At 73.5% G+C, this 20992-nt stretch carries 17 protein-coding genes and 1 tRNA gene; 11 read left to right on the forward strand and 7 right to left on the reverse strand.

Annotation, left to right across the window (positions count from 1 at the left end; all coding sequences use genetic code 11):
* Positions 1-74: 74 nt before the first annotated feature.
* Positions 75-1523, forward strand: a complete 1449-nt coding sequence (locus ACGF3A_RS42770; RefSeq protein WP_393736552.1) for a M20/M25/M40 family metallo-hydrolase — start codon at positions 75-77, stop codon at positions 1521-1523.
* Between the two features lie 104 nt (positions 1524-1627).
* Here the strand turns inward: ACGF3A_RS42770 and ACGF3A_RS42775 are convergent, their stop codons facing one another.
* Positions 1628-4168 (reverse strand): ABC transporter permease, encoded by a 2541-nt coding sequence (locus tag ACGF3A_RS42775; RefSeq protein ID WP_393736554.1) that lies wholly within the window; start codon positions 4166-4168, stop codon positions 1628-1630.
* A gap of 130 nt (positions 4169-4298) precedes the next feature.
* Positions 4299-5117, reverse strand: coding sequence for an ABC transporter ATP-binding protein (locus tag ACGF3A_RS42780; protein WP_393736556.1), 819 nt, complete (start codon positions 5115-5117; stop codon positions 4299-4301).
* Between the two features lie 420 nt (positions 5118-5537).
* Here ACGF3A_RS42780 and ACGF3A_RS42785 point away from each other — a divergent pair.
* Positions 5538-5622 (forward strand) — tRNA-Leu (locus ACGF3A_RS42785).
* A 135-nt stretch (positions 5623-5757) separates the two neighbouring features.
* Here the strand turns inward: ACGF3A_RS42785 and ACGF3A_RS42790 are convergent.
* Complete coding sequence (locus ACGF3A_RS42790) at positions 5758-6216, reverse strand: pyridoxamine 5'-phosphate oxidase family protein (protein WP_393736558.1); 459 nt, start codon at positions 6214-6216, stop codon at positions 5758-5760.
* 105 nt (positions 6217-6321) lie between these two features.
* Here ACGF3A_RS42790 and ACGF3A_RS42795 point away from each other — a divergent pair, with 105 nt between their 5' ends.
* Positions 6322-8067 (forward strand): GAF domain-containing protein, encoded by a 1746-nt coding sequence (locus ACGF3A_RS42795; RefSeq protein ID WP_393736561.1) that lies wholly within the window; start codon positions 6322-6324, stop codon positions 8065-8067.
* A gap of 426 nt (positions 8068-8493) precedes the next feature.
* On the opposite strand, the gene ACGF3A_RS42800 is transcribed toward ACGF3A_RS42795, so the two are convergent.
* Entirely contained in the window at positions 8494-9606 is a 1113-nt protein-coding gene (locus ACGF3A_RS42800; protein ID WP_393736563.1) for an asparaginase, read from the reverse strand.
* 127 nt (positions 9607-9733) lie between these two features.
* On the opposite strand from ACGF3A_RS42800, the gene ACGF3A_RS42805 reads away from it, so the two are divergent.
* Positions 9734-10192, forward strand: a complete 459-nt coding sequence (locus ACGF3A_RS42805; protein ID WP_393736565.1) for an Lrp/AsnC family transcriptional regulator — start codon at positions 9734-9736, stop codon at positions 10190-10192.
* A 105-nt stretch (positions 10193-10297) separates the two neighbouring features.
* Here the strand turns inward: ACGF3A_RS42805 and ACGF3A_RS42810 are convergent, their stop codons facing one another.
* Positions 10298-10876: a TetR/AcrR family transcriptional regulator gene (locus ACGF3A_RS42810; protein WP_393736568.1), complete on the reverse strand. Its 579-nt coding sequence runs from the start codon at positions 10874-10876 to the stop codon at positions 10298-10300.
* 203 nt (positions 10877-11079) lie between these two features.
* Here ACGF3A_RS42810 and ACGF3A_RS42815 point away from each other — a divergent pair, with 203 nt between their 5' ends.
* The 4 genes from ACGF3A_RS42815 to ACGF3A_RS42830 are packed head-to-tail and all read left to right on the forward strand — an operon-like array spanning position 11080 to position 15932.
* Complete coding sequence (locus ACGF3A_RS42815) at positions 11080-11655, forward strand: 2Fe-2S iron-sulfur cluster-binding protein (protein WP_393736570.1); 576 nt, start codon at positions 11080-11082, stop codon at positions 11653-11655.
* Complete coding sequence (locus ACGF3A_RS42820; RefSeq protein ID WP_393736572.1) at positions 11652-12671, forward strand: FAD binding domain-containing protein; 1020 nt, start codon at positions 11652-11654, stop codon at positions 12669-12671. The genes ACGF3A_RS42815 and ACGF3A_RS42820 overlap by 4 nt, the downstream gene beginning before the upstream one ends.
* Entirely contained in the window at positions 12668-14800 is a 2133-nt protein-coding gene (locus tag ACGF3A_RS42825; protein WP_393736574.1) for a xanthine dehydrogenase family protein molybdopterin-binding subunit, read from the forward strand. Before ACGF3A_RS42820 ends, ACGF3A_RS42825 begins: the two co-directional genes overlap by 4 nt.
* Positions 14793-15932, forward strand: coding sequence for an XdhC family protein (locus ACGF3A_RS42830; RefSeq protein ID WP_393736577.1), 1140 nt, complete (start codon positions 14793-14795; stop codon positions 15930-15932). The genes ACGF3A_RS42825 and ACGF3A_RS42830 overlap by 8 nt, the downstream gene beginning before the upstream one ends.
* Here ACGF3A_RS42830 and ACGF3A_RS42835 read toward each other — a convergent pair.
* Positions 15883-16587 (reverse strand): response regulator, encoded by a 705-nt coding sequence (locus ACGF3A_RS42835; RefSeq protein ID WP_393736579.1) that lies wholly within the window; start codon positions 16585-16587, stop codon positions 15883-15885. The two genes, ACGF3A_RS42830 and ACGF3A_RS42835, sit on opposite strands and share 50 nt — an antisense overlap.
* A gap of 156 nt (positions 16588-16743) precedes the next feature.
* On the opposite strand from ACGF3A_RS42835, the gene ACGF3A_RS42840 reads away from it, so the two are divergent.
* Complete coding sequence (locus ACGF3A_RS42840) at positions 16744-17943, forward strand: globin domain-containing protein (RefSeq protein WP_393736581.1); 1200 nt, start codon at positions 16744-16746, stop codon at positions 17941-17943.
* Positions 17944-17949: 6 nt separating this feature from the next.
* Here the strand turns inward: ACGF3A_RS42840 and ACGF3A_RS42845 are convergent, their stop codons facing one another.
* Positions 17950-18759 (reverse strand): alpha/beta fold hydrolase, encoded by an 810-nt coding sequence (locus ACGF3A_RS42845; protein ID WP_393736583.1) that lies wholly within the window; start codon positions 18757-18759, stop codon positions 17950-17952.
* A 107-nt stretch (positions 18760-18866) separates the two neighbouring features.
* On the opposite strand from ACGF3A_RS42845, the gene ACGF3A_RS42850 reads away from it, so the two are divergent.
* Both ACGF3A_RS42850 and ACGF3A_RS42855 read left to right on the forward strand, forming a co-directional pair.
* Positions 18867-19400 (forward strand): CGNR zinc finger domain-containing protein, encoded by a 534-nt coding sequence (locus ACGF3A_RS42850; RefSeq protein ID WP_393736585.1) that lies wholly within the window; start codon positions 18867-18869, stop codon positions 19398-19400.
* Positions 19401-19473: 73 nt separating this feature from the next.
* Positions 19474-20520, forward strand: coding sequence for a methyltransferase (locus ACGF3A_RS42855; RefSeq protein WP_393736588.1), 1047 nt, complete (start codon positions 19474-19476; stop codon positions 20518-20520).
* The last annotated feature ends 472 nt before the right edge of the window (positions 20521-20992 follow it).

Below are 20992 nucleotides of genomic sequence, written 5' to 3' on the forward strand. Positions count from 1 at the left end.
TCTGATGGACGAGGAGCGGCCATAGGCTCCTGAGACGTCGGGTGCGCATGTGCCGAAACGTCGGGAGGCTGTCCATGGCAGGTCTGTCCAGCCGGTTAGCCCTGGGGGCCGTCGTGCTCGCGGCGGTCGTCGTGGCCACCGCGCTTCCCGGGACGGCCCACTCCGACCCCGGGCGGACTCTCGCGGAGCGCCTTGAGCGGGACGTGAAGGAACCCGCGGCGTTCCGCCATCTCAGCGCCTTCCAGCGGATCACGGACGAGAACGGAGGGGAGCGCTCCGCCGGTTCTCCCGCCTACGCGGTCTCGGCGGAGTACGTCAAGAAGAAGCTCACCGCCGCCGGATACGACGTGCGCGTGCAGCGCTTCTCCTTCCCCGACTTCGAACCGCTCCGGGAGACGGCGGCCGCGACCGGTCCCGTGAGCCGCGAACTCCACCCGCTCATGGCCGAGTTCAGCTCCTCCACCCCCGAGGGCGGGGTGCACGCCGGGCTGGCCGTCCTGCCGGGCTCGGGGTGCACCGCCGAGGAGTACGAGCAGGCGGCGGCCCGTGGCCGTATCGCGCTCGTGCAGGGCAAGGGGTGCGCCGTCGACCAGAAGCAGCGGGTCGCGAAGGAGGCCGGGGCGCGGCTGGTCCTGCTCAACACCGGAGCGCCGGGTGCCGACCTGCGGCAGCGGTACTTCACGACCCCGTCCGCCGACGCCATCCCGGCCGCCACGCTGTCCCGCCGGGAGAGCGAGCAGCTGACCGCCGACGCCGCCACGGGGAAGCCCGTGACGCTCCAGGTCGACCTGCGGGGACGGCAGAAACGCACCAGGACCTTCAACCTGCTGGCCGACACGCCGACCGGCGACCCGGGCCGCAAGGTCGTGGTGGGCGCGCACCTGGACGGCGGGCGCGAGGGGCCGGGCATCGACGACAACGCGACCAGCGCCGCGATGGTGCTGGAGACCGCGCTGCGGCTGGCGCCCCATGCGGGCCAGGTGCGCAACCAGGTGCGGTTCGCCTTCTGGGGCGCGGAGGAGCGCGCGGTGCTCGGATCCAGGCACTACGTGGAATCGCTCTCGCCGTCCGAGCTGAAGTCCCACGCCCTGAACCTCAACTTCGAGACGCTCGGCGCCTCCAACTACGCGCGGATGGTCTACGACGGTGACGACAGCGACGGCACGGGGACGGGCGCGGGACCGCCGGGATCGGACACGATCGAGCGGGAGTTCACCGGGTACTTCGCGCGCCGCGGGCTGCCCACGGTTCCCATGGACTTCGACCACCGCTCGGACTACGCCCCGTTCTTCGAGGCGGGCATCCCGACGGGCGGCGGCTCGGGCGGATACGACCACATCAAGACGCCCGAGTGGGAGCGGCTGTTCGGCGGCACGGCGGGGCAGTACCTCGACCCGTGCTACCACCAGACCTGCGACCGGATCGACCGGATCGACCGCCGGTTCTTCGGGCAGTACGGGGACGCGATGGCGTATGTGACGGGGCGCTTCGCGCAGGACCTGTCGGGCGTCGGACCGCGGTGACGCGGGCTCGCTGACCCCGCGACACGGAAGCGGCCCGGCACGCCCCTCGCGGGGGCGGGCCGGGCCGCTTGCGGTGCGCTGTGCTGTGCCGTGCCGCTCCTGCGCTACTCGCTCTTGATCGCCGCCAGCATGTTCAGCCGCGCGGCGCGGCGGGCGGGCCAGAGGGCGGCCAGGACGCCGACCACGGCGGCCAGCCCGAGGAAGAGGGCCATCCGGTCCCAGGGCAGGACCAGCTCGTACGTGTCCAGCCCGGAGCCGGCGATCAGGTCGCCCGCGGCCCAGCCGAAGAAGACGCCGAGGCCGATGCCGAGGACACCGCCGAAGAGGGAGATGACCAGGGACTCCAGGCGGACCATCCGCTTGATGCCGCGGCGGTCGAGGCCGATCGCGCGGAGCATCCCGATCTCCTGGCTGCGCTCGAAGACGGACATCGCCAGCGTGTTGATCACGCCGAGGACCGCGACGATGACGGCCATCGCGAGCAGCCCGTAGAGCACGTTCAGCATGATGTTGATCATCTGCGAGATGCCCTCGGAGATGTCCTTCTTGTCCTGGACCAGGACGGCCGGGTTGTCACCGAGGGCCTTCTCCAGCGACTCCTTGGCGTCGGCCGAGGCGCCGCCCTTGGTCTTCGCCATGACCTGCATGTCGAGGACCTTGTCGAGGTGCGGGGTCACCACGGCGTTGTCGACCATGATGCCGGTGATCATCTCGTTGCCCTTGTAGAGCCCCGAGACGGTCAGGCTCTCCTTCTTGCCGTCCTGGAACGTCGCCGAGAACCGGGAGCCGACCTTCCAGCCCTTCTCCTCGGCCGTGTCCGTGTCGACCACGGCCTTCCCGCTGCCGGAGAGCCCGGCGAACGAGCCCTCCTGGAAGTCGAGGGAGGTGAGCTTGCCGATCGTACGGCCGTTGACGCCCGTCAGGTTCTCCTCGCCGGAGCCGATGGCCGCCGGGGCGTTGCGCAGCGCGGAGCTGGCGGTGACCTCGGGCTGGGCGGTGAGCTTCTTCTCCACGTCCGGCGAGAGCGGGGTGAAGTTGGCCATCGAGACCGTGTAATCGGCCTTGAGGGAGTCGCTCGCCATCTTGTCGATGCCCTTCTGGACACCGCCCGCGATGACGGTCAGGCCGGTGATCAGGGTAAGCCCTATCATCAGCGCGGAGGCGGTCGCCGCCGTACGCCGCGGGTTGCGCACCGCGTTCTGCCGGGCCAGCTTGCCGCTGACGTTGAAGAGCCGGAGCACCGGGCCCGCCGCCGCGATCAGCGGGCGGGACAGCAGCGGCGTCAGCACGAAGACGCCGATCAGCAGCAGCCCGGCACCGAAGCCGAGCGGCGCCTTGCCGTCGTCCTGCGCGGTCGAGAAGAGCACCAGGGCGATGCCGAGGCCCGCGAAGACGGCGCCGATGCTGTTCCGTACGACCAGCGAGCGGGTCGAGGCCGGGGCGTGGACGCTGCTCATCGCGGCGACCGGCGGGATCTTGGCGGCGCGGCGGGCGGGCAGCCAGGCCGCGAGGACCGTGACGACGACGCCGACGATCAGCGAGACGGCGACCGTGGACGGCGCGATGACCAGCGGCCCGTCGGGCATCTCGCCCATGCTGCCGACCAGCGCGCGCAGTCCGGCGCCGATGCCGATGCCCGCGCCCATCCCGGCGAGGCCCGCGACGACGCCCACGACGAGCGCCTCGATCAGCACCGAGCGCGTCACCTGGCGGCGGCTCGCGCCGACGGCGCGGAGCAGCGCCAGCTCCTTGGTGCGCTGGGCTACCAGCATGGTGAAGGTGTTGGCGATGATGAAGATGCCGACGAACAGCGCGATCCCGGCGAAGGCCAGCATCGAGGTCTGCATGCCGGACATGCTGCTCGCGATCGACTTGGCCTCGTCGTCGGCGAGCTTCTTGCCGGTGACGGCCTCGGTGCCCTTCGGGAGGACCTTCTCGGCCTGCTGCTGCAGCGCGGCCTGCGAGACGCCGCTCTTCGCCTGCACGTTGATCTTCGTGTACTCGCCGGGCTTGGCGAAGAGCTGCTGCGCCGTGGCGTTGTCGAAGAGGACGAGGGTGCCGCCCGCGGCGACGTTCCCGTCGTCGGTGGAGAAGATGCCGCTGATCTTCTCGTCGCGCACGGGGCCGTTGACGGAGAGGCGGGCGGTGTCCCCGACCTTGTAACCGGCACGGTCGGCGGACTTCTCGTCGATGGCGATCTCGCCGCGGGCCGAGGGAGCCTTGCCCTTCTCCATCGCGTAGCGCGGGTCGGAGCCGGAACCGTCCTGCCCCGTGAAGTAGTTGCCGCCGTTCGTCGCGAAGCCGTCGCCGACGAGCTTGCCCTTCTTGTCGGAGAGCGCGGCGAAGCCGGAGACGTCACCCGTCGCGGACTTGGCGCCGGGCAGCGCGGCGGCCTTGTCGAGGGTGCGCTGGGTCAGCGGCGTGTCCGAGTCGGGACGGCCCTTGTCGCTGTCGCCGCCGTCCTGCTGGATGGAGACGTCGACGCTGCTGTAGCCCTTCTGGGAGCTGCTCTTCCAGGCGTCGGAGATGGTCGAGGTGAAGACCAGGGTGCCGGAGACGAAGGCGACGCCGAGGAGCACGGCGAGCATCGTCATCAGCAGCCGGGCCTTGTGCGCGAAGACATTGCGCAAGGCGGTACGGAGCATGGGGAAGTCCTGGAGTCCTGGGAACCGGTCGGGAGTTCGGGTCGCGGAGGGCATGCCTCGGCTCGGAGGCGTGCCTCGGTAGGGAGGCGGCGCCTCGGCTCGGAGGCGGCGGCTCAGCTCGGTGCGGTCCTCAGCTCGTACGCGCCTTGGCGTCGAAGGACTTCATGCGCTCCAGGACGGAGTCCGCCGTCGGCCTCGCGAGGTCGTCGACGATGCGGCCGTCGGCCAGGAAGACGACCCGGTCCGCGTACGCCGCGGCGACGGGGTCGTGGGTGACCATGACGACGGTCTGGCCCAGCTCGCGCACCGAGTTCCGCAGGAAGCCGAGGACTTCGGCGCCCGCGCGGGAGTCCAGGTTGCCCGTCGGCTCGTCGCCGAAGATGATCTCCGGCTGCGCGGCGAGGGCGCGGGCGACGGCGACGCGCTGCTGCTGGCCGCCGGAGAGCTGGTTGGGCCGGTGCTTGAGGCGGTCGGAGAGGCCGACGGTCTGGATGACCCGGTCGAGCCACTGCTTGTCGGGCTTACGGCCGGCGATGTCCATCGGCAGCGTGATGTTCTCGATCGCGTTGAGCGTCGGGAGCAGGTTGAACGCCTGGAAGATGAAGCCGATCCGGTCCCGGCGCAGCTGCGTGAGCTTCTTGTCCTTGAGGCCGGTCAGCTCGGTGTCGCCGATCATGGCGCTGCCGCTGGAGATCGTGTCGAGCCCCGCCATGCAGTGCATGAGGGTCGACTTGCCGGACCCGGACGGGCCCATGATCGCGGTGAACTCGGCCTTGCGGAACTCGACCGTGATCCGGTCGAGGGCGACCACCTGGGTCTCTCCCTGTCCGTAGACCTTCGAGAGGTCCGTGGCCCGCGCCGCCGCGGGACCACCGGCTCCGTACGGCGCTGCGGGGAAGCCCTGCTGCGGGCTCCCGGCGGGGTGCTGGGGGCGGGTGCTCGTCGTCACGGCGCGGTGCTCCTGTCGGGACGGGTACTGGGGACGGGCGGAACTTTCCGTGTATCCCCATCGTTCCGTCAGATCCGCTCTCGCGGATCAGCCCCCGCTCTGGTTTCCGGGGGAGCCTTGGGAGGTAGTTCCCGTGACTCCGCTCATCCTCTGGGATGAGGGCGACCCTGAGAGCATCGCCCTCCAGAACGCGTGACCGAGCGGCGACTTTCCGTCATTTCTCGCGAGCCGGGCACGGACAGCGCATCGCTCCGAAGTGGAACACGGTGTACTGATGCGCCGTCAGTTGCCAATAAAATAAGACAACATCGGTCTGTCGATCCGCTGTTCGGGGGATGACCCTGGATAGGCTCATCCTCGCGCCCTGGGGAGGGCCGCGTGCGCTCCGGAGCGTGCGAGAGCAGCGGTCCAGGAGCCGGTGCCCGGGTGGTGGAATGCAGACACGACGAGCTTAAACCTCGTTGGCCTTCGGGCCGTGCCGGTTCGAGTCCGGCTCCGGGCACCAACCGGCCCAGGGCGCGCACCCGCGTCACGGAGCCGGGCCGCGCCCCGCGCGATCGGGGGCGCTGATCCCTCCACCCCGTTCACGTCACACAGTTGAGCCCGTACGAGCCGGTACGGGCCCTACGGCCGTACGGGCTCAGGCGGTCCAGCGCCCCTCGCGCATCACGTGCCTGCCGGGCATCTCGTACTCCCCGCGCCACGCCTGCACCGTGCGCGGCAGGACGCGGAGATAGCCGTACGAGGCGTGGTCCCCGCGCGGCTCCCACCCGTACCGCTCCGCGAACCCGTCGGCCGCCGCGGCCGGTACGTCCTCCGCCGTGAAGACCTCGGCCTCCCCGTCGACGAGGACGACGTCCCGCGTGGCCGGGAACGCCAGCCGCGCCCGGCCCGTGGCCCGCAGATTACGGGCGGTGCGACTGGTGAGCCGGGTCGCGAGCCAGACGGCCTCGCCGTCCCAGCGGAACCACAGGGGCACGAGGAACGGCACCCCGTCCCCGTCGGCCGACGCGACCCAGATGTCCTCCTCCCGCTCCAGCCGTTCGAGGACGTCCCGCTTCCGCTGCCCGGCGTCGCGCGCCGGTTCCGTGATCGTCATGCCCGGCGACGCTACCGAGCGCGGGACGAGGGCGGATCGGGCTCCGGCCGTAGGACCGGAGGCGGACGGCAGGGGTGGGGGACATGTGGATACCGTGGGACGGAAATGTGTACGAGAACCGAGGGAGCGCGGGTGGACGGGGACGGCGAGCGGGGCTCCCGGATGCCCCGGCTCCGGCTGGACCGGCTGCTGGACGAGCTCCAGTCGCGGATCGACGACGCGCGGGGCGCCCGCGACCGGCTGCACAGCCTGCTGGAGGCCGTGCTCTCCGTCGGGCGGGAGCTGGACGTCACCCACGTGCTGCAGCGCATCGTGGAGGCGGCGGCGACGCTCGTCGACGCGCGGTACGCGGCGCTCGGCGTGATCGGCCCCGACGGGCGCACCCTCGACCAGATGCTGACCGTCGGCCTGACGCCCGAGGAGATCGAGGCCATCGGCCCGTACCCCCGGGGCGAGGGCATCCTCGGCGAGCTGATCCGGCACCCCGAGCCGCTGCGGCTCAGCGACCTGGCCCAGCACCCGGCGTCGTCCGGCTTCCCGCCGAACCACCCGCCGATGCGCACCTTCGTCGGCGTCCCGCTGCGGGTGCGGGACGAGGTGTTCGGGAACCTCTACCTGACCGACAAGCGCGGCGGCGAGGACTTCGACGACGAGGACGAGGCCGTCCTCCAGACGCTCGCGGTCGCGGCGGGCGTCGCGATCGACAACGCGCGGCTGTACGAGGAGGCGCGGCAGCAGCAGTCATGGCTGCGGGCCAGCGCGGAGATCACCCGCGGCCTGCTCTCCGGCAGCCCGCGCGCCGAGGTGCTGGAACTCGTCGCGCAGCGGGCCCGGGAGATCACCGGGGCCGAACTCGCAGACGTCTCGGTGCCGCTGGAGGGCGCCGACCAGCTCCGCGTCGAACTGGCCCTGGGCGCGCGGGCGCAGGCGCGGCTGGGGCTGACCGTGCCCGCCGCTGGCACCCTCTCGGGCGCCGCGGTCGCGGCCGGATCCCCGGTCACCAGCGAGGACATCGACGGCGACCCGAGGCTGACGGCGGGCCCGCGCCGCTTCCAGGACCTGGGCCCCGCGGTCGCCGTACCGCTGGCGGCGGCGACCGGCGAGGTGCAGGGCGTGCTGCTGCTGGCGCGGCGCGCGGGCGAACGGCACTTCAGCGCGGACGAGATCGGCCCGCTGCTGGGCTTCGCCGACCAGGCGGCGCTGGCCCTGCAACTGGCCGACCACCGCCGCGACGCCGAGCAGCTCGCGCTGCTGGAGGACCGCGACCGTATCGCGCGCGACCTCCACGACCTGGCGATCCAGCGGCTGTTCGCCGCCGGGATGACGCTCCGCAGCACCACGCGGCTGCCCGAGGTCGAGGGGACGGGCGCGGGGGAGCGCGTCGGCCAGGTGATGGGCGACCTCGACGAGACCATCAAGATCATCCGCTCGGCGATCTTCGGGCTGCGCTCCCGCGAGGAGGAGGCCGGGGGCGGCCTGCGGGCCCGCGCCGCCCGCGCCGTCGAGGACGCGCGGCGCCCGCTCGGCTTCCCCGCCCAGCTCTCCCTGGAGGGCCTGCTCGACACGGACGTACCGCCGCATGTGGCGGACCACGTTGTCGCGGTGCTCTCCGAGGCGCTGAGCAATGTGGCGCGGCACGCGGGGGCGAGCACCGTACGGGTCGCCCTGCGGGCCGCTTCAGGGCAGGTCGAGCTCACCGTCACCGACGACGGCGTAGGCCTCCCCGACGGCGGCCGCCGCAGCGGCCTGCGCAACGCCGCCGACCGCGCCGAGGACGTCGGCGGCACCCTCCGCCTGACGGCCCCGCCGTCCGGGGGCACGTGCCTGACCTGGACGGCACCTCTGCGCTAGCGCGTGGCCGGCGAGTGCGGGTCGCCCTCGTCTCAGGGCTGGGCAGGGGCTGCCCCTTGCCGTGGTTCGCAGACCGCGGCTGCGTCGTGGCTTGTCGCGCAGTTCCCCGCGCCCCTAGAGGCGCGGGGCGCTCTGAAGCAGGCCCCGGAGGGGCCGCTTCAGGGGCGCGGGGAACTGCGCGCCCAGCCACCCACGACCCGCAGCCCGCGAGGGGCAGGTGGGGCAGCCCCTGCTCGGCGGGTGCCCCTGACGGGGCGCCTGCTTGTGCGGTCGCGCCCGCGCGGCGGAGTCGCATGTCGGCGCAGTCCCGCGCCCCTTGGGGGCGCGCCGAGGAGTGCCCTCAAGGGGCGCGGGGAACTGCGCGCCCAGCCACCCACGACCCGCAGTCTGCGGCGGACAGGCGGGGCAGCCCCTGCTCAGTCCGTGTCAGGAGGCGTGGGCCGTGTGGGGTTCGTGGGTGCGGGGGGCGGGGCGCGTACGGGCCGCATGGGGGACGGTCCGTCCGTGCCCCGCCCCGTGGTCCTGGGCGGTCTCCAGGCCGAGCGCGTGCCGCAGGGCGCGTACACGGCCCGCCGCGTCGTCGGCGCCGACGGCGAGCAGCGCGCCCAGCACGGCGATACGGGCCTGGCCCGCGCGCAGCGTCCCGGTCGGCACGGCACCGGCCGCGACGAGGTCGACGGCGCCGCCGAGCGTGTAGAGCTGCGCGACGGGGCCGGAGGGCACCCGGGTGGTCAGTGCGACGAGCACGCCGCGCGCGACGGCCTTCGCGACGGCCTCGGCGATCTCGGGCGTCGCGTTGCCCGCGCCCGTACCGACGAGGACGAGGCCCTGCGCCCCGGCGTCCACGGCCGCGTTCAGCAGCGTCGCGTCGCCGTCCGCGTGGTGGGCGATCACGTCGACGCGGGGCGGCGTACCGGTGCCGGTGCCGGTGCCGGTACCGGCATCGGCGCGGAGCGACAGGGGCTCGGGGCGCCGGGGGGCGCGCAGCATGGTGACCTTGCCGAAGCCGATCTTGCCGAGCCGGACGCCGGACGGGTCGCCGAAGGCGTCCGCGTCGAGGGTGTGCGTCTTCACCGTGCCGCGCGCGGCGTGCACGGTGCCGTCGAAGGCGACCAGGACGCCGAGTCCGCGGACCGTCGAGGCGACGAGCAGCGCGTCGCGGAGATTGCCGGGCCCGTCGCCGTCCGGCGCGTCGAACGCGCGCTGGGCGCCGGTGAACACCACGGGGCGCGGATCGTCGTGGTACAGGTCGAGCAGGAACGCCGACTCCTCCAGGGTGTCGGTGCCATGGGTCACGACGACGCCGTCCACGTCCGGGTCGGCGAGGACGTCGTGGACGGCGCGGAGCAGGGTGAGCTGGTGGGCCGTGGTCAGCCGTGAGCTGTTCAGGCTGAAGAGGTCGCGGACCTCCACGGTGACGCCGTCGGGCACCACGGTGGACTCCATGACCTCGCGGCCCTGCGCCTCGGCGGCGAACCCGGCGCCCTGCCAGCGGCTGGCTATGGTGCCGCCGGTGCTGATGACGATGACTCGTCCCACTGCGCGTACTCCTTCGTCCCGATCCGGGGGTGAGGGATCGACCGGACGCAAGGATAGGCGGAAACGTCCGCAATTCGATCGCTAGTTCTGGAAGCGCTACCGGGTAGTACGGGTGGATAATTGCGCCATGGATGCCATCGACCGGGATATCTTGCGCGAGCTGCAGCGCGACGGGCGGCTCAGCAACCAGGAGCTGGCCCAGCGGGTCGGGCTGACGCCCTCGCCGTGCATGCGCCGCGTGCGCCAGCTGGAGAAGGACGGGGTGATCCAGGGCTACCGCGCGGTGATCGACCCCGAGGCGGTGGGCCGCAGCTTCGAGGTGCTGGTCTCCGTGGAGGTCAAGCGGGACCGCGAGGTGGTGGAGGAGTTCGAGGCCGCGCTCCAGGACATCCCCGACGTCGTCGAGGCCCACCGCCTCTTCGGCAGCCCCGGCTGTCTGCTCCGCATCGCCGTGGAGGACCTACGGGCGTACGAGCGCCTCTGGATCGAAAAGCTGACCGCTCTTTCCGGGGTGACCGAGGTGAACTCCCAGATCATCATGAAGCGGATCAAGGAACCGGTGGGGTTGCCCGTCGATGAGAGCTGATCCGGCATCGGGGCTGTTTACGGGGTGCCCCTTGCCGTGGTTCGCAGGCTGCCGCCGCGTCGTGGCTGGGCGCGCAGTTCCCCGCGCCCCTTCGGGGCGCTCTGATCAAGGAGTCGGAGCTCCTGTTCGGAGGCCGTCCATGATCAGGTCCAGGAGTCGGGTGGAGCGTTCCTTCCAGCGCTCGTCGGGCTCGATGGTGAACAGGCCCGTGATCGCGAGGATGAAGTCGTCCGGGGTCACGCCCTCGCGGATGGTGCCCGCCTCCTCGCACGCGCGGAGCAGGACCTCGGCGGCGTCCTGGAGTTCGGCCGGAGGGGGTTTCTCGCCCCCGGTGGTGTTGAGGGCCTTGTGGATCGCGTCCGCGAGGCCCGATTTGGCCAGCGCGAACTCGGCGAGCCGGTCCATCCAGGCGCGCAGGGCCGCATCGGGGGCCCGGGTCGCGAGCAATTCGGCGGCGCTGCGCGCCACCTGCGTCATCTCGTGCCGGTAGATCTCCAGGGTGAGCGCCTCGCGGCTGGGGAAGTTGCGGTAGAAGGTGCCCTGTCCGACGCCCGCCTTCCGGGCGATCGCGCTCAGCGGCACGTCGGGGGCGCGCGTCAGTTCGGCCAGCGCGACCTCCAGGATGCGCTCGCGATTGCGCTGGGCGTCCGAGCGCTTCGGCCCCGGTTGCTGCTGCCGGTCCATCCACGTCCTCCTCATGACGTCATGACGGTGCCCACTCATGACGGTGCCCAACTCCGGTGGCCCGCGCCGGATTCGCTTGCGTACCGGACAACTGTCCGCTACGTTTCCCCGTACCGGACAGTTGTCCGCTTCTGATCAGTCCCAGCGTATCGGCAGACGCGGCGGACGAACACCGTCGCGGCAGCGACCACAGAGGGCCGACGATGAATCCACCTGACTTCTCCGACTTCCCTGACTCCTCCGACCCGTCGACGCACAGCACCGTCACGTTGCACGTCAACGGCGAGAAGCACACGCTGACCGTCGATCATCGCACCACCCTGCTCGACGCCTTGCGCGAGCGTCTCGAACTGACCGGTACCAAGAAGGGCTGTGACCACGGCCAGTGCGGCGCCTGCACCGTTCTGGTCGACGGCCGCAGGACCGTCTCCTGTCTCCAGCTCGCCGTCGGTAGCGAGGGCCGGGAGGTCACCACGGTCGAGGGGATCGCCGGGGACGGCGAACTGCACCCCGTGCAGCAGGCGTTCCTCGACTTCGACGGGTTCCAGTGCGGCTACTGCACTCCCGGGCAGATCTGCTCGGCCATCGGCGTGATCGAGGAGCACGCGGCCGGGTGGCCGAGCGCCGTCACCGGCGACGTACGGCCCGAAGCGGGGCCGCCGCCGCTCTCGCCGGAGGAGATCCGGGAGCGGATGAGCGGCAACCTGTGCCGCTGCGGCGCGTACGTGTCGATCGTCCGGGCGGTCGGGCACGCGGCGGGCGAGGAGGCGGCGGCGTGAAGGAGTTCGCCTATCGGAGGGCGGCCGACACCGCGGGCGCGGTCGCGCAGCTGGACGCCGATCCACGAGCCCGTTTCCTCGCCGGCGGTACCAATCTCGTCGACCTCATGAAGGCCGGTGTCGAGCGCCCCGAGCGGCTCGTCGACATCCGGGGGCTGCCCCTCGACGGCGTCGAGGCCACGGACGACGGCGGCCTGCGCGTCGGCGCGACCGTCACCAACAGCGACCTGGCCGCCCACCCGGAGGTCCGCCGCCGCTTTCCGGCGCTGGCGCAGGCCGTCCTGGCCGGGGCCTCCGGGCAGTTGCGCAACATGGCCACCGTCGGCGGCAATCTGCTGCAGCGCACCCGCTGCGGCTACTTCACCGACCTCTCCCGCCCCTGCAACAAGCGGGAGCCCGGCAGCGGCTGCCCCGCGATCGGGGGCGAGCACCGCAACCACGCGATCCTGGGCGCCTCGGAGCACTGCGTGGCCGTGCACCCCTCGGACATGGGGGTCGCGCTCGCGGCGTTCGACGCGGTCGTCACCTACGAGACGGCGCGGGGGCCGGGCGAGGTGGCGCTCGCCGACTTCCATCTCCCGGTGGGCGACACCCCGCACAGGGAGACGGCGCTGCCGCCGGGCGCGCTGATCACCGGTGTCACCCTGCCTCCCGCGCCCGTCGCGGCCCGGTCCCGCTACCGCAAGGTGCGCGAACGGGCCTCGTACGCCTTCGCCATCGGGTCGGTCGCCGCCGCGCTGGACGTCCGGGACGGTGCCGTACGCGACGTACGGCTGGCGTACGGGGCGGTGGCGTCCCGGCCCTGGCGGGCGCGCGCGGCCGAGGAGCTGCTGCGCGGGGGACCGGCCGACGCCGGGAGCTTCGCCGCCGCGGCGGACGCCGAGCTGGCGGAGGCCAGGCCGCTCGCCCACAACGGGTACAAGGTGACGCTGCTGCGCAATCTCACGGTGGCCGTCCTGACCGAACTCGCCGATGCCGAGAGCACAGAGAGCACAGAGGGGGCGGAGGTTCGATGACCCTCACCCATCCCGAACGTACGCGGGCGCGGGGCGCCGTCGGCACCGGGCACACGCGCGTCGAGGGCCGGGAGAAGGTCACCGGCGCCGCGCGGTACGCGGGCGACGTTCCCTTCGCCGGGCTCGCCCACGGCAGCCTGGTGCTGTCCACCGTCGCCCGGGGGCGCGTCAGTTCGCTGGACGACGCCCCGGTGCGCGCGATGCCCGGCGTCCTGACCGTGCTCCACCCCCACAACGCGCCGCGCGTCCGTACGGACTACGGCAGCATCATGGGCACGGTGCCGGACCCGACCGTCGGCGCCTTCCAGGACGACCGGGTGCCGCACGAGGGCTGGCCCGTGGCGCTCGTCGTCGCCGAGACCCCCGAGCAGGCCAGGGCCGGTGCCGAAGCCCTGGTCGTACGGTACGAGCGGGAGCCGCACGACACGGCGTTCTCCGGGGAACGCGCCGACTCCCGTCCGCTGGACAGCGTGGTGCCCGCGACGGCGGGCAAGGGCGATCTGGCCGCCGCGCTCGCCGCGTCCGCCGTCGTCGTCGAAGCGGAGTACACGACGCCCGAGGAGCACCACAACCCGATGGAACCGCACGCGGCGGCGGCCCGCTGGGACGACGGCAGGCTGGAGGTCGTCGACTCCAACCAGGGCGCCTCCTGGGCCGCGGCGGACCTCGCGAACGTGTTCTCGCTCGACCCGGCCTCCGTACGGGTGCGCTCCGAGCACGTCGGCGGGGGGTTCGGCTCCAAGACCGTGCGGGTGCACCAGGTGGCGGCGGCGATGGCGGCCGCGGTGCTGCGGCGGCCGGTCCGCGTCGCCCTGACCCGGCGGCAGATGTTCACGCTGACCGGGCACCGCAGCCCCACCGCGCAGCGGGTCAGGCTCGGCGCCGACGCGGACGGGCGGCTGCGCGCGCTGGAGCACCGCTCCGTCAGCCGCACGTCCTCGGTGTACGCATTCGCCGAGCCCGCCGCCGCGGCGGGCCGCGTCCTGTACGACGCCGAGGCGCATCACACCGAGTTCCGGGTCGTCGGCCTCGACGTCCCCACGCCGACGGCGATGCGCGCACCCGGCATGACCCCTGGGTCCTTCGCCCTGGAGTCCGCGCTCGACGAGCTCGCCGAGAAGTGCGGCGTCGACCCGATAGCCCTGCGCGTACGCAACGAGCCGGAGGCGGGCCCGGTGACCGGGCTGCCGTTCGCGGGCCGCAACCTGACCGGCTGCTACGAGGAGGGCGCCCGCAGGTTCGGCTGGGCCGACCGCGATCCGCGCCCCGGAGTGCGCCGCGAGGGGCGGTGGCTGCTCGGCACCGGGACGGCGGCGGCCACCTTCCACGCGATGACGCTCCCCTCCACGGCGGCGGTCACGGCCTGGGCCGACGGGACGTACACCGTGCGGATCGCCGCCGCCGACATCGGCACCGGAGCCCGGACGGCGCTCACCCTCGTCGCGGCCGACGCGCTCGCCGTGGCGCCCGGACGGATCCGCGTCCGCATCGGCGACAGCGACTTCGGCCCCGCGTGGGTGGCGGGCGGCTCGGCGGGCACCAGCTCCTGGGCGCGGGCCGTCACCCCGGCGGCCGAGGAGCTGCGGGAACGTCTCGCCCTGGGCGCCGACATCCCGCCGGAGGGGCTCACCGTGCGCTTCGACAGCACCGAGGCCGTCAGCGGGACGGCCCCCGCCGAACGCCACTCCTACGGCGCCCAGTTCGCCGAGGTCGCCGTGGACACCGCGAGCGGGGAGGTGCGGGTCCGGCGCATGCTCGGCATCTTCGCGGCGGGCCGCATCGTCAACCCCCTGACCGCGAGGAGCCAGTTGACCGGCGGGATGGTCTGGGGCCTCTCCATGGCCCTGCACGAGGAAGCGGTACGGGACCAGGCCTCGGGCGGCCTCGTCGGCGCCGACCTCGCGGGGTACCACATCGCCGCCAGCGCCGACGTGGACCGCGTCGAGGCGGACTGGGTGGACGACCCCGTCCCGGACGACCCGGTCGGCATCAAGGGCGTCGGCGAGATCGGTGTCGTGGGTGCCGCGGCGGCCGTCGCCAACGCGGTGTGGCACGCGACGGGGGTACGCCACCGGCACCTGCCCCTCCGCCCGGACCGGGTGCTCGCGGGGGCACAGCGCCGTGCTTGACGTGGCCGGGGAGCTGGCACGGTGGGCGGAGGACGGCCGTGCCTTCGCGGTCGCCACGGTCGTGGCCGTCTCCGGCAGCGCACCCCGGGGGCCGGGCGCGGCGCTCGCGGTGGACGGGGAGGGGACCGTCATCGGCTCGGTGTCCGGCGGCTGCGTCGAGGGGGCCGTGCACGCGCTGTGCCTCCAGGTGCTCCAGGACGGCGAGCCGGTGCTCGAACGGTTCGGCTACAGCGACGAGGACGCGTTCGCGGTCGGGCTGACCTGCGGCGGGGTGATCGACATCCTGGTCACGCCGGTGGCCGCGCGTGGACCGCGGCGCGAGACCTTCACGGCCGCCCTGCGCGCCGCGGCCCGAGGCGAGGGCGTGGCCCTCGCCCGGGTGGTCCGCGGCCCCGCCGGACTCGTGGGCGGAGCCCTGACCGTGCACGCCGAAGAGGCGGGCGGGGTGGACGGAGCCGCGCTCGGCGCCCCTGACGGCCGGGTGGCCGAGGCCGTGGCGCGCGAGGCGCGCGCCCTGCTCGGCGCCGGCCGCACCGGAACGGTCGAACTCTCCGAGGACGGCTCCCGCTGCCCGGGCGGGCTCACGGTCTTCGTCGAGTCGAGCCTGCCGCCGCCCCGGATGATCGTGTTCGGGGCGATCGACTTCGCGGCGGCGCTCGTCCGCGTGGGCAAGCTCCTCGGCCACCACGTCACCGTCTGCGACGCGCGTCCCGTCTTCGCCACGCGGGCGCGCTTCCCGGAGGCCGACGAGGTCGTGGTGGACTGGCCGCACCGCTATCTGCGGGGGACGGAGACCGACGCGCGCACCGTCCTGTGCGTCCTCACCCACGACGCGAAGTTCGACGTGCCGCTGCTGCGGGCGGCGCTGCGGCTGCCCGTCGCGTACGTCGGGGCCATGGGGTCGCGCCGTACGCACCTGGACCGCGAGCGGCGGCTGCGGGAAGTGGGCGTGAGCGAGGCGGAGCTGGCGCGGCTGCGGTCGCCGATCGGGCTCGACCTCGGGGACCGTACGCCCGAGGAGACCGCCGTCTCGATCGCCGCGGAGATCATCGCGGTGCGCGAAGGGGGAACGGGCGCCCCGCTCAGCGCACCGGACGCACGCCCGGCGGCGGTGCCGACTGGGTCGCTATGACCGCCGCCTGGACGCGGCGTTCCACGCCCAGCTTCGCGAGGAGGCGGGAGATGTTGTTCTTGACGGTCTTCTCCGCGAGGTAGAGGCGGGCGCCTATCTCGCGGTTGGTGAGGCCCTCGCCGATCAGGGTGAGGATGTCCCGTTCGCGCTCGGTCAGCGCGGCCAGCCCCGTCGGCTCCTTGTCCTGCGCAGCCTCGCCCGCGCTCCCGCCCCCGCCCTGGTCGCGCAGGCGGGCCATGATGCGGGCCGTGGCGCCGGGGTCGAGCATGGACTTGCCGTCGGCCACCGTCCGTACGGCCGTGACCAGGTCCGTGCCGCTGATCTGCTTGAGCACGTACCCGGAGGCGCCCGCCATGATCGCGTCGAGCAGGGCCTCCTCGTCGTCGAACGAGGTGAGCATCAGGCAGGCCAGCCCGGGCATCAGCGAGCGCAGCTCCCGGCAGACGCCGACCCCGTTCCCGTCCGGCAGCCGCACGTCGAGCACCACCACGTCGGGCCGCAGCGCCGGGACGCGGGCGAGGGCCTGCTCGGCACTGCCCGCCTCGCCGACGACCAGCAGTCCGGGCTCGGCCTCCAGCAGGTCGCGCACTCCGCGCCGGACGACCTCGTGGTCGTCGACGAGGAAGATCCGCACCTGCTCTGTCGCTCCGCTCATGCTGCGAACGTACCGCCTGGGTGTGCCGGGCGGCGGGGCCACCCGGGGCCGTCTCCCGGCGGGGGCCCGGGCGCATGGTCCTCACCTTCGGGACCTTGGTCCCTGATCGGCCGCTGAGGGCCCGTTCGCCCGGGTTGTCGCTGCTAGACAGGAGCCATGCTTTCCGACGAATCGGCCTCGGTCATACGTGCGACGCTGCCCGCCGTCACCGGGGCGCTGCCCGAGATCACCGCGCGCTTCTACGGCTCGATGTTCGAGGAGCGCCCCGAACTGCTGGACGGGATGTTCAACCGCGGCAACCAGGCCAGCGGAGCGCAGCGGCAGGCGCTCGCGGGGGCCGTCGCCGCGTTCGCGGGCGCGCTGCTCGCCGACCCGGAGGCCCGCCCCGAGGGCCTGCTGTCCCGGATCGCGCACAAGCACGCGGCCGTAGGCGTCACCGACGACCAGTACACGGTCGTCCACAAGTACCTGTTCGCGGCGATCGCCGACGTGCTCGGCGAGGCCGTGACGCCGGAGGTGACGGCCGCCTGGGACGAGGTGTACTGGCTGATGGCCGGTGCCCTCATCGCGCAGGAGGCCCGGCTCTACCTGGAGGCGCACGTGCGCCCCGGGCACCCGTGGCGGCAGTGGACCGTGACCGGGCGGCACGAGGAGACCGCGGACACGGTCTCGTTCCTGCTGCGCCCGGCCGACGGCGCACCGGCGCCGGACGCCCGCGCGGGCCAGTACGTGAGCGTGCGGACGCGGATGCCGGACGGGGTCCACCAGCTGCGGCAGTACAGCCTCTCCTCGGCGCCGGGCGCGGAGACCCGGCGGATCACCGTCAAGCGGATCGACGGCGAGGTGTCGAGCCTGCTGCACCGCACGGTGCGGCCGGGCGACGAGCTGACGCTCTCCGCGCCGTTCGGGGACGTCGTGCTCGACGACAGCCACCGGCCGCTGGTGCTGGTGTCGGCCGGTATCGGCTGCACGCCCATGGTCGGGATGCTCGAACACCTCGCGGCGCTCGGCTCCGCGCGCCCCGTCACGGTGCTGCACGCCGACGCCTCGCCGCTCACCCACGCGCTGCGCGCCGACACCCACCGGCTGCTCGGCGAACTCCCGGGCGCGCGGGCCGCGTTCTGGTACGAGCAGCCGGACGCGGAGGAGCCGGACGCGTGCACCGGGCTGATGGACCTGACCGCGCCGGGCGCGCCGGAGATCCCGGCCGACGCGAGCGTCTACCTGTGCGGCCCGCTGCCGTTCATGCGCGCCGTACGGGAGCAGGTGCTGCGCGCCGGGGTGCCCGCGCGGCAGGTCCGGTACGAGGTCTTCGGGCCGGACCTCTGGCTCGCGGAGGCGACCGCTCCGGTGTAACTCGCTTCAGGCCAGGTGCGTGCGCAGGGCCTCGGCCACCGGCCCCGGCGCGTCCTCCGGGAGGAAGTGCCCGGCGTCCTCGATCAGGCGCAGGCGCGCGCCGGGGATCGCGGCGGCCAGCCGTTCGCCGGTGGCGGGCGGCAGCCAGGTGTCCTCGCGGCCCCACAGGACGAGTGAGGGCGCGGTGATCTCCCCGAGCCGCGCCACCACCTCGCGGGTGTCCTCGAAGCTGACGGCCGCGACCTGGTCGAGCCAGCGCCCCTGCCCCGCCGCGCCGCGCCACGGCGCGAGGAGGGCCGCCGTCGCCTCCTCGGACAGGGGCCGGTGCGTGGCCGTACGGAAGCGGGCGGCGATCAGGTCGGCGAAGACGTCCGGCGGCATCGTGCGGTAGACGTCCGCGTGCCGCTGCTGGTGCTCGGTGAACGGGGTGTTCCACGGCCCGAGCACCGCCGCGTCGACGAGCGCGAGGCGCCGCGCCCGTACGCCCTCGACGAGGTGCGCGCGCAGCACGACCCCGCCGCCGATGTCGTGCCCGACGAGCGCGGGCTCCTCCAGCCCCCAGTGCGCGACGAGTTCGGCCAGGGTGCGGGCCTGGCGGGCGATCGAGGGGGCGGTGCCGGGCGCCGCGCGCGAGTCGCCGTAGCCGAGCATGTCCCAGGTGTGGACGGTGTGTTCGCGCGCCAGTACGGGCACGACCTCGCGCCACAGGTGCGACGACGCCGGGGTGCCGTGCGTGAGGACCACCGGCGGGCCCTCGCCCGCCACCCGTACGGCGACCTCGCCGCCGGAGACCTGGACACGCGTCTGCTCACTCATGTGCTCACTCATGGGTAAACTTGCCTTTCTCCGGTTACCTCGGGGTCGTACCGTAGCAGGGGTAAGGCTTGAAAACTCTTTTTTCCGATTACAGAACGGGCGCCTCGGTGGCGACGGACCTCGTCGTCACCGGTCCGCCGGTCGGCGCGAGCGACCTGCTGGCGGACGAGCGGGGGCTGGCGGGCTTCCTCGCCCGGCACGGGCTCGCCCCGGACGCGCTCGACGGGGGGCGGCCGTCGGCGCGCGACCTCGCCGGGGTGCGGGCCCTGCGGGACGAGGTGCGGGAGCTGCTGGGCGCGGAGTCCGAGGAGCGCGTGGCCGAGGGCGCCTCGGCGCTCGTCGCCCGCGCGGGCCGCGGCCCCGTGCTGGCGCGCGACGCGGCGGGGGAGTGGCAGTGGTACGTCGCGACGGAGCCCGGCGCCCCGCTCGCCGGGGAGCTGGCCGTCCTGGTGGGCACGGGGCTGCTAGGCGCTCTCCGCACACTCGGCCACGCCCGTTTCCGCGGCTGTGCTTCGCCTGACTGCGGGGGGCTGTTCGTCGACACCAGCAAGGCCGGGCGCCGTCGCTACTGCATGCCCGAGGTCTGCGGCAACCGGCTCAACGTCGCCAACTACCGCGCCCGCCAACGCCCCCGCCCTTGACCCTCCCTGGTATACGAGTCAGGCTACCCTTACCCATTCCGTAAAGGGGCCGGACTCGGAGAGGACGGGCGACGTGAACGAGGAAGACAGGGGAGCGGAAGACCGGGGACGGGTGTTCCAGCTCCTGTTCGGCGCGATGGCGGCCCGGACGGTCGGCACCGCGGTCGAACTCGGCATCGTGGACCTGATCGGCGAGGGCGAGGGCGAGCGCGGGGCCGACGCGCTCGCCGCGGACCTCGGCGCCCCGCCCGGCACCACGCTCCGGCTGCTGCGCGCCCTGGCCGCGCTCGGCATGCTGACCGAGACGCGCGAGGGCGTCTTCGCGGTGACGGACACCGGCGCGGTGCTGAGCGAGCGGCATCCGCGGTCGATGGCCTCGCTGGTCAGGATCTTCGACGAATCTCTCCTGCTGCGCGCCTGGGATCGGCTCGGCGAGAGCGTCCGCACCGGGCGCCCCGCGTTCGACGCGGTCCACGGCACCGACTTCTTCTCGTACCTCAAGGACGACGACGCGCTCTCCGCGCGCTTCAACGCCGCGATGAGCCAGAGCTCGCGCGCGACGGCCGACGTGCTGCCCGCGCACTACGACTTCGGGCGCTTCTCCACCGTCGTGGACGTCGGCGGCGGCGACGCCACGCTGCTCGCCGCGATCCTGCGCGCGCACCCGGGCCCGCGCGGCGTGGTGTACGACACGGCCGAGGGCCTCGCGCAGGCCTGGGCCACGCTGGAGGCGGCGGGCGTGGCGGAGCGCGCCTCCGCCGTCGCCGGGGACTTCTTCGCCTCCGTGCCAGAGGGCGGCGACCTCTACCTGCTCAAGAGCGTGCTCCACGACTGGGACGACGACCGGTGCGTGACGATCCTCCGCCACGTCCGCGCCGTCCTGCCGCCGCACGGACGGCTGCTGATCGTGGAGCCCGTGCTGCCGACCCTCGTCGACCCGGACGCCACGGGCGGCGTGCCGTATCTGAGCGACCTCAACATGCTGGTGAACATGGGCGGCAGGGAGCGCACCCAGGAGGACTTCGCCGCGCTGTGCGAGGCCTCGGGCTTCGGGCCGCCCTCGTACGGCCAACTCCCGCCGCCCCTCATCTTCAGCACGATCGAGACGACCCCGCACTAGCCGATGGGCCCGGCCCCAGAACTCCGGGGCGCCCCGGGTCCAAGACGTCGGGGCTCGCCCCTTCTCCCTCAGGGCGCGGGGCTGCGTTTGATATGCGGCTCCGCCGCGTGGGCGCGACCGGTCACGACACTTCGGGGCTTGCCCCTATGCCCTCAGGGGCGCGGGGCTGTTTCGATTTGCGGCTCCGCCGCGGGGTGCGCCGGGTCACGACACGTCGGGGCTTGCCCGATCAGGGGCGCGGGGAACTGCGCGCCAAGCCCCGACGCGGGCGCGCCCCGCGAAGCACAGCCCGGGGCACCCCGAACCCGGCCCCGTTGCGCGGGGCACCCGGCGAAGTGGGCTGCGCTTGCCAACCCTGCGCCTTGCGCAGACTTCCCAAGCTCAGCGGGGGGAGGAGGGAGAAGCGCACGCTTCCCAAGCTTCGCGGGGCGAGGGGAGGAGCAGGGGACTGCCTCGGCAGGGGCGCGGGGGC

This window comes from Streptomyces sp. NPDC048172 (assembly GCF_043202595.1).
In the GTDB taxonomy this organism is placed as follows: Bacteria; Actinomycetota; Actinomycetes; order Streptomycetales; family Streptomycetaceae; genus Streptomyces.